At 44.1% G+C, this 12,836-nt stretch carries 15 protein-coding genes; 4 read left to right on the top strand and 11 right to left on the bottom strand.

Features of this window, described 5'->3' with window-relative positions; all coding sequences use genetic code 11:
- Nucleotides 1-27 precede the first annotated feature (27 nt).
- Complete coding sequence (locus tag DA100_RS19785) at nt 28-789, top strand: TatD family hydrolase (RefSeq protein WP_138973699.1); 762 nt, start codon at nt 28-30, stop codon at nt 787-789.
- A 64-nt stretch (nt 790-853) separates the two neighbouring features.
- Here the strand turns inward: DA100_RS19785 and tatC are convergent, their stop codons facing one another.
- The 7 genes from tatC to rmuC all read right to left on the bottom strand — a co-directional run bounded on the left by tatC (nt 854) and on the right by rmuC (nt 7,029).
- Nucleotides 854-1,606: a twin-arginine translocase subunit TatC gene (gene tatC, locus DA100_RS19780; RefSeq protein WP_138973698.1), complete on the bottom strand. Its 753-nt coding sequence runs from the start codon at nt 1,604-1,606 to the stop codon at nt 854-856.
- Between the two features lie 63 nt (nt 1,607-1,669).
- Entirely contained in the window at nt 1,670-2,101 is a 432-nt protein-coding gene (gene tatB, locus DA100_RS19775) for a Sec-independent protein translocase protein TatB (RefSeq protein ID WP_138973697.1), read from the bottom strand.
- Nucleotides 2,102-2,104: 3 nt separating this feature from the next.
- The gene (gene tatA, locus DA100_RS19770) at nt 2,105-2,341 is read right to left on the bottom strand and encodes a Sec-independent protein translocase subunit TatA (RefSeq protein ID WP_138973696.1); all 237 of its coding nucleotides are present in this window, start codon (nt 2,339-2,341) and stop codon (nt 2,105-2,107) included.
- A 50-nt stretch (nt 2,342-2,391) separates the two neighbouring features.
- On the bottom strand, nt 2,392-4,026 hold the full coding sequence (gene ubiB, locus DA100_RS19765) for a ubiquinone biosynthesis regulatory protein kinase UbiB (RefSeq protein ID WP_138973695.1): 1,635 nt from the start codon (nt 4,024-4,026) through the stop codon (nt 2,392-2,394).
- Nucleotides 4,023-4,628 (bottom strand): SCP2 domain-containing protein, encoded by a 606-nt coding sequence (locus tag DA100_RS19760; RefSeq protein WP_138973694.1) that lies wholly within the window; start codon nt 4,626-4,628, stop codon nt 4,023-4,025. The genes ubiB and DA100_RS19760 overlap by 4 nt, the downstream gene beginning before the upstream one ends.
- A gap of 11 nt (nt 4,629-4,639) precedes the next feature.
- Nucleotides 4,640-5,422, bottom strand: coding sequence for a bifunctional demethylmenaquinone methyltransferase/2-methoxy-6-polyprenyl-1,4-benzoquinol methylase UbiE (gene ubiE / locus DA100_RS19755; protein ID WP_138973693.1), 783 nt, complete (start codon nt 5,420-5,422; stop codon nt 4,640-4,642).
- A 56-nt stretch (nt 5,423-5,478) separates the two neighbouring features.
- Nucleotides 5,479-7,029 carry a DNA recombination protein RmuC gene (gene rmuC / locus DA100_RS19750; protein ID WP_138973692.1) on the bottom strand — a complete coding sequence of 517 codons (1,551 nt, stop codon included), beginning with the start codon at nt 7,027-7,029 and terminating at the stop codon, nt 5,479-5,481.
- A gap of 166 nt (nt 7,030-7,195) precedes the next feature.
- On the opposite strand from rmuC, the gene DA100_RS19745 reads away from it, so the two are divergent.
- The gene (locus DA100_RS19745) at nt 7,196-8,101 is read left to right on the top strand and encodes a DMT family transporter (RefSeq protein ID WP_138973691.1); all 906 of its coding nucleotides are present in this window, start codon (nt 7,196-7,198) and stop codon (nt 8,099-8,101) included.
- Between the two features lie 31 nt (nt 8,102-8,132).
- Here the strand turns inward: DA100_RS19745 and DA100_RS19740 are convergent, their stop codons facing one another.
- The 4 genes from DA100_RS19740 to ftnA form a co-directional block, all read right to left on the bottom strand.
- A complete protein-coding gene (locus tag DA100_RS19740) occupies nt 8,133-8,957 on the bottom strand; it encodes an HDOD domain-containing protein (RefSeq protein WP_138973690.1) in 825 nt (274 codons plus the stop codon).
- A gap of 88 nt (nt 8,958-9,045) precedes the next feature.
- The gene (locus DA100_RS19735) at nt 9,046-10,239 is read right to left on the bottom strand and encodes an NAD(P)/FAD-dependent oxidoreductase (protein ID WP_138973689.1); all 1,194 of its coding nucleotides are present in this window, start codon (nt 10,237-10,239) and stop codon (nt 9,046-9,048) included.
- A 106-nt stretch (nt 10,240-10,345) separates the two neighbouring features.
- The gene (gene uspB, locus DA100_RS19730) at nt 10,346-10,669 is read right to left on the bottom strand and encodes a universal stress protein UspB (protein WP_138973688.1); all 324 of its coding nucleotides are present in this window, start codon (nt 10,667-10,669) and stop codon (nt 10,346-10,348) included.
- A gap of 69 nt (nt 10,670-10,738) precedes the next feature.
- The gene (gene ftnA / locus DA100_RS19725) at nt 10,739-11,266 is read right to left on the bottom strand and encodes a non-heme ferritin (RefSeq protein WP_138973687.1); all 528 of its coding nucleotides are present in this window, start codon (nt 11,264-11,266) and stop codon (nt 10,739-10,741) included.
- Between the two features lie 156 nt (nt 11,267-11,422).
- Between ftnA and uspA the strand changes: the two genes are divergently transcribed.
- On the top strand, nt 11,423-11,848 hold the full coding sequence (gene uspA / locus DA100_RS19720; RefSeq protein ID WP_138973686.1) for a universal stress protein UspA: 426 nt from the start codon (nt 11,423-11,425) through the stop codon (nt 11,846-11,848).
- 56 nt (nt 11,849-11,904) lie between these two features.
- Entirely contained in the window at nt 11,905-12,786 is an 882-nt protein-coding gene (locus DA100_RS19715) for a carboxylate/amino acid/amine transporter (RefSeq protein ID WP_138973685.1), read from the top strand.
- Nucleotides 12,787-12,836 lie beyond the last annotated feature (50 nt).

Genomic DNA, 12,836 nt, shown 5'->3' with positions numbered 1-12,836 from the left:
CCATTCAATGAGTTCCAGAGACAGACCATGATCGATACCCATGCGCATATCTATGCCAGTGAATTTGATGCAGACCGTGATGACGTAGTTAAACGGGCCCTAGCCCAAGGCATTGATAGAATATTGTTACCTAATATCGACTTAGATTCGATAGAGCCAATGCTCGCCACTGAAGCGCAATACCCACAGATTTGCCGTTCGATGATGGGACTCCACCCTTGCTATGTCGATGGTAATGTCAAACAGACGCTAGATATCATCTATTCATGGTTTGAGAAACATCGCTTTATTGCCGTAGGCGAGATCGGTATTGACCTTTACTGGGATAAAACCTTTAGAGCAGAGCAAGAGATGGCCTTCATCACACAGCTCAATTGGGCTAAAGAGATGAAACTGCCGGTTGTCATCCATACGCGAGATTCGATCAAGGAAACCCTGGCCTTACTAAGTCAGGAACAAGACGGTTCCCTATCAGGCGTGTTCCACTGCTTTGGTGGCAGCCTCGAAGAGGCTAAAGCAATCAATGGCCTCGGATTCCACCTCGGCCTTGGAGGCGTGTCTACTTTCAAAAATGGCGGAATGGACAAGGTGATACCTCATCTTGATATGAACTATGTCATCCTTGAAACAGACTGCCCTTATTTAGCACCCGTTCCTCATCGTGGTAAGCGTAATGAGCCCGCTTATACCGCTTTGGTTGTCCAACGCATCGCTGAGCTACGTCAAATCAGTGTCGAGCAGGTAGACCAGTTAACCACACAAAACGCAACAACCCTGTTTGCCCTTTGAATCAACATCTCTTAAACGAAAAAGGCTTGCCGATTGGCAAGCCTTTTATGTCTTTGGCAGAAGATTAGACTTCTTCTTCCTGTTCATCAGTCTCGTCCTTGCGAACATAGAAACGAGCAAAGAATAAACCCACCTCGAAAAGCAAACACATCGGTATTGCCAGCAAGGTTTGTGAAATCATATCTGGTGGCGTTAGCATCATACCAACGACAAATGCGCCGACCACAATATATGGACGTTTTTCACTCAAGCTTTTCGGTGTGGTTGCACCTGTCCAACACAACAAAATAATTGCGACTGGAACTTCAAATGCAATACCAAATGCGAGGAATAGAGCCAGTACAAAATCGAGATAACTCGAAATGTCTGTCGCAAACTCCACCCCACCCAACGAGATAGCGGTGAAGAATCCAAACACTAACGGAAATACCACAAAGTAGGCAAAAGCAACACCACAGTAAAACAGTAGTGAACTTGAAAACATAAGTGGCATGATGAGTCTACGTTCATGTTTATATAAGCCCGGTGCAACGAAAGCCCAAACTTGATAAAGAATAAACGGTACCGCGAGAAAAATAGACGCTATTAATGTCAGCTTTAACGGGGTAAAGAACGGAGATGCAACATCAGTTGCAATCATCGTTGCCCCTTCTGGTAAACGCTCTACCAAAGGTGCAGAGATAAACTCATAGATATCATTGGAGAAATAGATCAGCCCTATGAACACCACCAACACGGCTAGAATTGCACGTAATAAGCGATTTCGTAGCTCCAATAGGTGACTGATCAAAGGCTGTGTCTGCTCAACAGAAGACATGGAAACCTCTACTCAAAAAAATCGAAAAGGAGCTGCAATTAAACAGCTCCTCCTAATGCGAGACTATTCGGCTTTTTTATCTGCCTGTGGTGATGGTTGAGGAGATAAACTCTCAACCTTCTCCCTGGAGTCATTGGCGCTTGGAACGGATTCAATACTCTCATTCACTGTCTCAGACTTATTCAATGCTGAGTCGCTTTTGCTCGCATATGGGCGCTGTACATCTTGCGCAGCTTGCTTCAATTGCTCTACCGAAGCCTTCAGATCTGGGGAAAGGTCTTCCATCCCCATTTGTTCCGCTTTACGCAAGTTTTCTTGCAGTTCTTGTACCTTAAGCTCGTGAGAAAGCTCGTCTTTCACACTGTTCGCCATATTCTTTGCTGCGCCTATAAACTTAGAGACACTGCGAATTGCATGAGGCAAACGCTCCGGACCAAGAACCACCAGCCCAACGACAGATATTAATACCAGTTCCCAAAAACCGATATCAAACACGAGTTACGCCTGCTCTTTGTCTTTCTTAGTTTCAGCAGTCGCGTCCGTTTTCTGCTGCTCTAGGTTCTTTTGTTCGAAGTCAGCGTCTTTCTTAGCTGCATCATCTTCACTCATCGCTTTCTTAAAGCCTTTTACTGCGCTACCAAGATCGCCACCAATGCCACGTAGTTTCTTAGTACCAAACAGTAGAACAACGATGACAGCAATAATTAGAAGTTGCCAAATACTAATACCACCCATTCTTTTTACCTCGGGTCTTATTAAACAAAATTATTTCAAGAGTTTAACGTCTATCGACGATAAGCTCGCCAACTAAGCAACCAAAATGTGACGCCACCTAGTGCACTCACCATTGAAAGTTGCTCATATGTGCTGTTGACCAATATTGCCGAGCATACGACTAATGTGGCACCAACACCAAATAAAAATTTTCCTGTCGCTTGCTGACGCTTGCTGGAACGATAACCTTGATATAGCTGATCGATACGCTGATTCATCATCTTGCCCTGACGCAAGCTGTCATACAGAAGCTCAGGCAGCTCTGGCAATTTTTCTGCCCAGAACGGCGCTCTATCTTTCACCGCATTAATCACCGCCTGAGGCCCTACTTGGTTCATCATCCACTCTTCGAGGAATGGTTTAGCGGTTTCCCACAAATCCAATTGAGGGTATAGCTGTCGACCTAGGCCTTCCACATAGAGCAAGGTTTTTTGTAGCAAAACCAACTGAGGCTGAACTTCCATATTAAATCGTCGTGCTGTATTGAAGAGATTCAATAGCACATGACCAAATGAAATTTCGCACAAAGGCTTTGCAAATATAGGTTCACATACAATACGGATAGCAAATTCAAACTCATCCACATTGGTTTCACGTGGAACCCAACCTGACTCAACATGCAGTTCAGCAACTCGGCGATAGTCTCGGTTAAAGAAAGCTAAAAAATTCTCTGCTAAATAGCGTTTATCTTCACTATTAAGCGTACCGACAATGCCACAGTCTAAGCCTATCCAACGAGGATTCTCAGGGTGCTCCGGCTCAACAAACACATTGCCCGGATGCATATCAGCATGAAAAAAGCTGTCTCGAAATACCTGAGTAAAAAACACGCTCACACCACGTTCCGCTAGCAGCTTCATGTTGGTGCCATTCGCTTTCAGACCTTCGATGTCCGATACTTGAATGCCGTATATTCGCTCAGAAACCATGACAGTTTTATTACTGAAATCAGTAATCACTTCTGGAACGTAAAGTTCTTCACTTCCTTCAAAGTTTCGTCGCAGCTGAATCGCGTTCGCCGCTTCACGTCTTAGATCAAGCTCATCAAGTAAGGTTTTCTCGTACTCACGCACGACCTCGACCGGTTTTAAACGACGTGCTTCAGGAAGTGCTTTTGCGACTATACGCGCCATGCGGTACATCAGTTTTAGATCTGCATCAATGACCGGGCGAATATCTGGCCTAATGACCTTTAATACCACTTCTTGGTTAGTCGACTTAAGCTTAGCCGTGTGAACCTGAGCAATGGAGGCCGAAGCCAGCGGTTTGATATCAAAATCATCAAACCAAGTGTCAAGTGCACCGCCTAGCGCCTGCTCTATTTGCTGTTTAGCTAGCTGACCATCAAATGGGGAAACCTGGTCCTGCAATAAGGCAAGTGGATCGGCAATCTGAGGAGGAAAAAGATCGCGACGTGTCGACATCATCTGACCAAACTTGATCCATACGGGGCCAAGCTCTTGCAGCGCTAGTCGCAGTCTATCGCCAAGTGGCTTGTCTGGATGTTGATTCTTAATCCAGAACAGACTTTTTCGTGCTAACAGAGGCGCTTTAGTTAATTGATGATTGGGTAGCAACTCATCAAGACCATATTCCAATTGGACTCGGATGATTCGGTATAAGCGACGCAGCTCAGTTAAGGTCATGCACGCTCCAATAGCTGATTAAGTTTCGCTTCCACACGTGCAGCTTGGCTTCTGACATCATCAACTTGATCACAGAAGTGAGCAATTTCAAGTGGCGCAGGAGCTATTTTCCATTCTTCAGTTAAGACTTGAGCAAGGTGGTTTTGATGCTTAGTCGCTTGTGACTTAATCATTTGACCCACGTTGGCAGCGCCTTTCACGACAGTGTGAGCAACCACATCACCAGTCACTCTAGACAACCACTCTTCAATGTCAGGTTTGCAATCCGTCATAAGCTGAGAGAACTTCTGTGCCAGTTGGATATCACCTTCAAGAATCAACTTATCTTGTTTGATCAAACGAGTAATGTTGGATTGCTCACGCAATTCTGGAAGCACAGATAGATTGAGGGATAAGTAACAATCTGGCTCGCCTTCATAGTTTGCCAACACATCAATTTGCTGGCTAAAGATAAAGGTTAGTGTTTTATTCAGCTCTTTGAGATGAACTTGAATAACCTGACCTTTTAAACGGGCAAGACGACGACCCAATTCTGGGTCATCCTTAATTAGAATGTTGAGCGATGTTTCAATCACTGCCGTTACAAGTGGTTCAAATGGCATAGCGGATAACCTTAGAATTTGTAACCACGGTGCAGCGCAACGATGCCACCAGTCAGATTGTAGTAACTGGTTTGCTCAAAACCGGCTTCGTCCATCATCCCTTTTAGCGTCTCTTGATCTGGGTGCATACGGATAGACTCTGCAAGGTAACGGTAACTCTCTGCATCGTTGGCCACCAGTTCACCCATTTTCGGCAATAAATGGAAAGAGTAACTGTCATAAACCTTTGATAGAGGTTCAAATACTGGCTTAGAGAACTCAAGCACAAGCAGACGACCACCCGGCTTTAATACACGGTACATGGAACGCAGTGCTTTATCTTTGTCCGTTACATTACGTAAACAGAAGCTGATTGTAATTGCATCAAAATAGTCGTCAGGGAAAGGGAGTTCTTCCGCGTTAGCCTGAACATAATGAACATTACCAACAATGCCATTGTCACGTAACTTATCACGACCCACGTTAAGCATTGAGTTATTGATATCCGCTAGAATGACATGACCCTTTTCGCCGACGATACGTGAGAATTTAGCCGTCAGATCACCTGTACCACCACCAAGGTCAAGAACACGCTGACCAGGACGAACACCACTGCAGTCGATCGTAAAACGTTTCCATAAGCGATGGATACCACCTGACATCAGGTCATTCATGATGTCGTACTTAGCTGCCACAGAGTGGAAAACTTCAGCAACTTTTGCGACTTTCTCTTCTTTCGCTACGGTGGTGAAACCAAAATGCGTGGTTTCATTAGATTCTAAAGCTGTATTCGATTGCACGCTTGTATCCGTCATTGTGATTCCTCTTCGTACAGTGCATTGAATTAATACGACCTAAGCACTGCGGGCGATTAGTTTACTTTATCCTCATCCGTATGTCTTTCAGCGAACGAGTCATTTTTATCCAAGCTTGCATTTTCTGTGAATTGATCATGATGTGCGAGCTGAGCTAAGTCATTTGAGATGGATTTTTTCACCTCCACTCCGAGCTGCTTAAAGCTTTCTGCCTGACGAATCACATTACCTCGTCCGGTAACAAGCTTATTCATCGCCCCTTGATAATTCTGATTCGCTTTGTCGAGCGCACCACCTAAACTCTCCATGTCGTCAACAAACAAACGCAGCTTGTCATAGAGCTTACTAGCCCGTTCAGCAATGATTTGTGCATTTTGGTTTTGACGCTCATTACGCCATAAATTATCAATGGTGCGTAAAGCAACCAACAAGGTCGTCGGACTGACTAAAATGATGTTCTGCTCCATTGCATCTTTGACTAGGCTTGGGTCTGCCTGAATCGCAACTTGGAAAGCAGGTTCGACGGGAATGAACATCAATACGTAATCTAAGCTCTGGATACCTTTTAGTTGATGGTAGTCTTTCTGGGATAACCCTTTGATATGAGCACGAATTGCAAGTAAGTGGTCACTTAAAGCACGCTCCCTATCATGGTTAGTTTCCGAGTTGAAGTAACGCTCGTAGGCGACCAGTGCCATCTTCGAATCCACCACGACTTGCTTATTCTGCGGTAAATGAACAATGACATCTGGCTGATAGCGTTTTCCAGCCTCGTTCTGTAAGCTGACTTGAGTCTGATACTCATGTCCTTCACGTAATCCCGATTCCGCTAACACCCTTGCAAGTACCACCTCACCCCAGTTGCCCTGCTGCTTGTTATCACCTTTCAAGGCTTGAGTGAGATTCAACGCTTCCTTACTCATCTGTTCATTGAGACGTTGTAGATTCTTAAGCTCATGAACTAAGGTATGGCGCTCTTTCGCTTCTTGATTGAAGCTATCACTAACCTGTTTCTTAAACCCTTCGAGTTGCTCTCTTAGCGGCGTCAGCAAACCATCGAGGCTTTGACGATTTTGCTGATCAACCTTTGCGGTTTTGGCGTCAAACAACTGGTTAGCAAGATATTCAAATTGCTGCTTTAAACGTTCTTCTGCTTGTTCCAGTAACTGTAGCTTCTCATGATTAGATTTATTCTCTTGTTCATGACGTGCTTCCTGCTCTCGCAACTGTGCTTCAAGCTGAGATTTTTGTTCACGAAGACGATCTAAATCATCAGCGTACTGCTGGCGTTCTTGTTTCACCGCTTCAAAGTAACGCAGCTTCTCAAGCACCGCCATCAACTTTCCGTGAGATTGTTTAATTTCAAGAGCCGCTCTATCACGCTCACCATCGAGTTCATCAAGATCTTGCTGAGCTTCTGCCAGCTCCTTCTCTAGTTGTGCTATTTGCGTACTCGCCAACTGTTGATTCGATTCTACTTGTTGTTCAAGGAGCTGTTGGTTAAAACGCATTTTTTGTTTGACCCACCAGCCAACGTCCAACCCACTGGTTATTGCACTGATCATTCCACTAACCAGCACGCCTTGATGCTCAAGAATCCATTGCATAATAATGATTTAACTCTTCATATTTCGATAGTTTCAATGGTATTTGACCACTGGATAAATGTCCAGTTTGTCGGCTAGATATCGAACAGCTAGACTAGGCGCTCCGCACTCTGTACCACACCAATGGCTAACGATATACAAGTCATTGGTTTTATTAAGGAACATCATGAACGAGCGTCGCGCTTTAGGATTAGGTTTATCGGCTGTATTACTCTGGTCAACGGTAGCCACTGCTTTCAAACTCACTCTGGCAGAGTTCTCTCCAATTCAAATGCTTACCATCGCAAGCATTGTCTCTGCCATTGCGCTTTTGGTTATATGTACCGTTCAAGGCAAGCTCAAACTATTACCAAGCACGTTCCTCTCTAACCCTTGGTACTACATACTACTTGGCCTGATAAACCCTCTTGCCTACTACATTATTTTGTTCAAGGCCTATGATTTGTTGCCCGCATCTCAAGCACAGGCTATCAATTACAGCTGGGCGATTACTCTTACTCTGATGGCCGCTGCTTTTTTAGGGCAAAAGATTCGTAAGCAAGATTGGCTTGCCTGTACCTTTAGCTATCTTGGAGTCATTGTGATTGCCACTCAAGGCGATGTTCTCGGTTTGAATTTTGACAGCCCACTTGGCGTTGGTTTAGCACTACTTTCGACTCTGTTGTGGGCAAGCTACTGGATTCTCAATACCAAAAACAAAGCGGATCCAATTGTTGGCGTGCTATTAGGTTTCCTAGTCGCAATCCCTTGTGCTATTGGTTTAACCCTGTATGAAGGCCTTTCCTTTGCACAGATATCGACTCAAGGCTGGTTTGCGGTGACCTATGTGGGGCTTTTTGAAATGGGTGTTACTTTCGTCTTATGGCTAAGTGCATTGAAACTCACGCAAAATACGGCGCGTATTAGCAACCTAATTTTCGCCTCACCTTTTATCTCATTGATGCTACTGGCAAGCATTATCGGAGAGCAGATTCATCCATCCACTCTTATCGGGTTGGTCTTAATTATAGTGGGCTTGGTGATCCAGCAGATAAGATTTGGCAAAAAGGATGTTAGCAAACAAGCCATCTAACAAATTCACAACCAATCACTGGCCTATCTATTTAGAACAATTGATAGGCCAGTTCGCTTCCCTGACCACGCACTTTATCAATTTTGGACGCCAGTTCTGGCGATACATGTAGAGCTTGAGCCGCTTTGCTATTGGCTAAATAGCGTTGCTTTTCATGTTCGTCAAACATCGCGTCCCAACTCTGATGAGCATCACGAGCTAAGTACATCAGACAAGCGAGTCGTTTGGATTCAACCGCTTTGGCAGGGTGATTAACATTGGCTATCGCGTCCACCAGCTCATTAGGAAACTTCCAACTTTCTGCCAATACTGCGCCAAGCTGCTGAGCATCAACACCAAGCACTTCCCTCTGCACCAAAGCCGCATTTTCTCCATTTGCGACACGCTGACTAATCGCAACCGCTTTTTCCGGTTCTAATGTGTGAATCATTAACTCGCCGATGTTATGCAAAATACCCGTTGTGAACGCTTCATTGGGATCGAGTTTGATATCTTTTGCGATGGTACTGGCGATAGTGGCCACTTCAAACGTGCCAGCCCAGTAGTCTTTGATATTGAGAGTTTCTATTTTTGGAAAGCTACAAGCCAAAATAGAGGATGAGATAAGATTGCGAATGGCTCCGATACCGATACGAACAATGGCATCATTAATATTGGAGGTACCTTTAACGCCTCCAAACTGAGCTGAGTTTGCCATCCTCAACACACGAGCCAGCAGCACCTGATCCATAGCCATTTTATGTGCAAGCTCACTAAAGTCGATTGAGTCACGGTTAACCATCTCGAGCAGTTCTTGCAAAACACTTTCGATACGAGGTAATTCATTTATACGAGATATCAGTGCTTCTTGGCTCATAGAGTTCACTCCTTCGCTACCCTTCACTTTTTTATAGGATAAGTGTAGTACCTACGAGTGAACTCTATTCATATTTACTTCACGAAAATCACACCCACTGACCCGCCACAAAGCCCGAGCTCCAGCACCACTGGAAGTTATAGCCGCCGAGCCACCCTGTTACATCCATTACTTCGCCAATAAAGTACAAGCCTTTGATTTGCTTACACTCCATTGTTTTTGAAGAAAGATGATTAGTGTCCACGCCACCCAGAGTCACTTCTGCGGTTCGATAGCCTTCAGTTCCATTAGGCATTACCTGCCAGTTTTCCAAGGTATGGGTGATCTCACCAAGTTGCTTGGTGTTAAATTGTTTAAGCGGCTTATCTTGCAGTACTTTTCTATCGATGAGTACTTCAACTAAGCGCTTAGGTAACACCTTCGCCAGAGTATTCTTCAGTGTCTGATTTGGGTGCTTCTCAAGTGAGCGTTGTAGCAGTTCATCAATATCAGCTTCAGGCACTAGGTTAATCGTCACCTTTTCTCCTGCCTTCCAGAATGACGAGATCTGTAGTACCGAAGGACCTGACAATCCACGGTGAGTAAATAGCAGCGCTTCCTTGAACATTGTGCCATCTTGAGCAGTGATCTCAGCAGGAACAGCAATTCCAGATAACTCAGCAAATGCTTCTTTATCTTCTTTGTGCAGAGTAAACGGCACAAGACCTGCTGTGGTTGAGATGACCTCTAGACCAAACTGTTCCGCAATCTTGTATCCAAATGGTGTCGCGCCCAGCTTAGGCATAGAAAGTCCGCCCGTTGCAATAACTAACGATTGGCACTCAATCACATTGGTGTTGGCATGCAATACAAAACCATGCTCGGTTTTCTCAATTTGGTGAACATCTTGCTGATAACGTTGTGTAATCGATGGTAAATCGCATTCAGCAAGCAGCATTTTCACTATGTCTTTTGACGTGTAGTCACCAACGCAAAATAGCTGACCATGATCGCGCTCTTCAAACTCAATACCATGTTTGCTGACCATGGAAATAAAATCCCAATTGGTATATTGAGATAATGCCGATTTAACGAAGTGAGGGTTTTGGCACAGGTAGTTATTCGCTGACACATCGTAATTAGTAAAATTACATCGACCACCACCAGCAATAAGAATTTTACGACCTGGCTTTTTAGCATGATCGAGCACTAGTGTCTTACGGCCACGTTTCCCAGCTTCCGCCGCACACATTAGCCCCGCAGCGCCAGCTCCGATGATGACAACGTCAAACTTTTCCGTCATGAATAACTACTCATTAAAACCAATAAAAAAGGATGTGCGTAATGCACATCCTTAGCAATTTTAACGGTTATTCTAGCGGTATTTACATTGAATGCCAATTCAACACTCAGAGAATCATCGCCGCCAATAGTGTCACAGCAAGTAAAGAGGTCGACAGGATAAACAGCTCTCTGACGCGGTCACACTTGCCAGTAAACACTTCATCATGGTGATGATGATACTCTTTACTCTTAAGGTAGTGAAATAAGCGAACTTGCTTAGTGACATTACCGTGGGTAGTAAAGAAGCCGTTGCCATCCACTTGCTGGTAAAGCAAAGGATGAGCCTCTCGCATAATGTAAATGAGTGAGCGCAGCGCGGTAAGATAGCGAACCATGTTCACCAGCGTCACCATCAATAATGCAAATAGAATTGTGTCTGCATTGATCATCTTTTCCTCCCTACATCTTCTAAAATGCCCAGAGAAAAAGACGACCTAAACTAGAGTGTCTTTCGCCGATTACTCAGCAGGGGCATCCATTATTGAAGATGAACCTTCTTTTGCCAAAGCCGCTAAATCTTTATCAATAAAGAACAGCGCTTTACCATCTTCACCAACAAGATCTAACTTATCTAAAATCCCTTTAAATAACTTCTCTTCCTCGTGCTGCTCAGCCACGTACCACTGCAAGAAGTTGAACGTTGAATAGTCTTGTGATGTAAACGCAAGATGAGCGAGCTTATTGATTTTTTCAGTAATCATTTGCTCATGCTCAAAAGTCTCGCGGAATACATCTCCTAGGCTATTGAACTCGTGCTTAGGTGCTTCAATAGCACCCAGAATCGGCATTGATCCTGTTTCACTTACGTAAGTGAAAAGACGTTGCATGTGCTCCATTTCTTCTACAGCGTGCTTACGTAAAAATTCAGCCGCACCTTCGAATCCTTTGTCTTCACACCAAGCACTCATTTGTAAGTATAGATTGGATGAGAAAAATTCGAGATTAATTTGCTCATTCAATTGATCAACCATTGCTTGAGAAAGCATGTACCACTCCTACTAAGTCTATGAAGTTAAATTGACTATATCATGTTCATCACCTTAACACTTTGCTTAGCAAATGTGGATCTGAGATCACTCCTACAAAATTTATCAATCTGAGGTGCTAATCTTTAATCAACACCCTTACAAGGAGATAGCACTATGAGTTATCAACATATTTTGGTCGCTATTGATCTCTCGGAAGATAGCAAGCTTTTGGTCGATAAAGCGGTATCTCTGGCCAAGTCTCTTGATGCTGTAGTTTCATTTATCCATATCGATGTGAACTACGCAGAGCTCTACACAGGCTTAATTGATATCAACCTAGCAGAGACTCAACATCAGGCAATCGAAGCGTCTCAAAAACAACTTCAAGAGCTGGCAGAACACGCCAATTACCCGATTAAGCATACCTTGGTCGGCAGTGGTGATTTGAGTAATGAGCTGTGCGATACAATCAATGAGTTTAATATTGACCTAGTGGTCTGTGGTCATCACCAAGACTTCTGGAGCAAACTGCTCTCTTCAACTCGTCAGCTAATCAACTGTTCTCCTGTTGATATGTTGGTAGTACCACTTAAAGACTGATTGATAGTAAATATTGGTATAAACTGCTCGATAATTTTTGATAATGAGTCTTAGTTATGGGGTATTTATCCGCGGTCACTTTATTGTGGGCTTTCTCTTTTAGCCTGATCGGCGTCTATCTTGCTGGTCAGGTTGATTCTTGGTTTTCTGTATTGATGCGAGTGGCACTGGCCAGTCTCGTCTTCTTGCCATTCTTACGATTTAGAGGTGTCGACAAAGGCCTAATCGTTCGTCTAATGGTCATCGGCGGCTTCCAGCTCGGCCTGATGTATTGCTTCTACTATCAATCTTTCTTGTTACTCTCTGTACCAGAAGTACTGCTGTTTACTGTCTTCACTCCTATTTACGTGACTATCATTTACGATCTCCTGAAGAGACGCTTCTCTCCATGGTATCTCGTGACTGCCGTTATCGCCGTTGCTGGAGCTGCTTTTATTAAGTTTGCTGGCGTAAATGAGAATTTTGTTGTTGGTTTCTTGGTCGTGCAAGGGGCGAATATCTGTTTCGCCATTGGACAGGTTGGCTACAAGTACCTAATGGAAAAATATCAGGTAGAACTTCCTCAACACACCATCTTTGGTTACTTCTATCTAGGGGCATTATGCGTTGCAACTGTCGCTTTTGCTCTTATGGGTAATATCGAAAAAATGCCGACAACTAACACGCAGTGGGGAGTCTTGATTTACTTGGGTCTTATTGCTTCAGGTCTTGGCTATTTTGCTTGGAATAAAGGCGCAACCATGGTCAATGCTGGCGCTCTTGCGATCATGAATAATGCCCTCGTACCGGCAGGTCTTATCGTTAACATCGTTATTTGGAACAGAGATGTTGATGTCACTCAACTCACTATTGGCGGTGCGATCATTTTGCTTTCATTGTGGGTCAATGAAACTTGGGTAAAGAGAAAAGTGCAGCAAAGTCATCAAGCGCTAGAGTGATCTCTTTATAATGCCTCGTACATAAAAAACGCTCTCCTTGTTGGAGAGCG

It is taken from the genome of Vibrio sp. Hep-1b-8, assembly GCF_006124995.1.
GTDB lineage: Bacteria > Pseudomonadota > Gammaproteobacteria > Enterobacterales > Vibrionaceae > Vibrio.
The sequence above is the reverse complement of the archived record's forward strand: the minus strand, read 5'-3'. Positions and strand labels throughout refer to the sequence as shown.

What these genes read in the sequence shown, in the direction of transcription:
- DA100_RS19785 (WP_138973699.1), top strand. Translation starts at nt 28, where the DNA reads ATGATCGATACCCATGCGCATATCTATGCCAGTGAATTTGATGCAGAC.
- tatC (WP_138973698.1), bottom strand. Translation starts at nt 1,606, where the DNA reads ATGTCTTCTGTTGAGCAGACACAGCCTTTGATCAGTCACCTATTGGAG.
- tatA (WP_138973696.1), bottom strand. Translation starts at nt 2,341, where the DNA reads ATGGGTGGTATTAGTATTTGGCAACTTCTAATTATTGCTGTCATCGTT.
- ubiB (WP_138973695.1), bottom strand. Translation starts at nt 4,026, where the DNA reads ATGACCTTAACTGAGCTGCGTCGCTTATACCGAATCATCCGAGTCCAA.
- DA100_RS19760 (WP_138973694.1), bottom strand. Translation starts at nt 4,628, where the DNA reads ATGCCATTTGAACCACTTGTAACGGCAGTGATTGAAACATCGCTCAAC.
- ubiE (WP_138973693.1), bottom strand. Translation starts at nt 5,422, where the DNA reads ATGACGGATACAAGCGTGCAATCGAATACAGCTTTAGAATCTAATGAA.
- rmuC (WP_138973692.1), bottom strand. Translation starts at nt 7,029, where the DNA reads ATGCAATGGATTCTTGAGCATCAAGGCGTGCTGGTTAGTGGAATGATC.
- DA100_RS19745 (WP_138973691.1), top strand. Translation starts at nt 7,196, where the DNA reads ATGAACGAGCGTCGCGCTTTAGGATTAGGTTTATCGGCTGTATTACTC.
- DA100_RS19740 (WP_138973690.1), bottom strand. Translation starts at nt 8,957, where the DNA reads ATGAGCCAAGAAGCACTGATATCTCGTATAAATGAATTACCTCGTATC.
- DA100_RS19735 (WP_138973689.1), bottom strand. Translation starts at nt 10,239, where the DNA reads ATGACGGAAAAGTTTGACGTTGTCATCATCGGAGCTGGCGCTGCGGGG.
- uspB (WP_138973688.1), bottom strand. Translation starts at nt 10,669, where the DNA reads ATGATCAATGCAGACACAATTCTATTTGCATTATTGATGGTGACGCTG.
- ftnA (WP_138973687.1), bottom strand. Translation starts at nt 11,266, where the DNA reads ATGCTTTCTCAAGCAATGGTTGATCAATTGAATGAGCAAATTAATCTC.
- uspA (WP_138973686.1), top strand. Translation starts at nt 11,423, where the DNA reads ATGAGTTATCAACATATTTTGGTCGCTATTGATCTCTCGGAAGATAGC.
- DA100_RS19715 (WP_138973685.1), top strand. Translation starts at nt 11,905, where the DNA reads ATGGGGTATTTATCCGCGGTCACTTTATTGTGGGCTTTCTCTTTTAGC.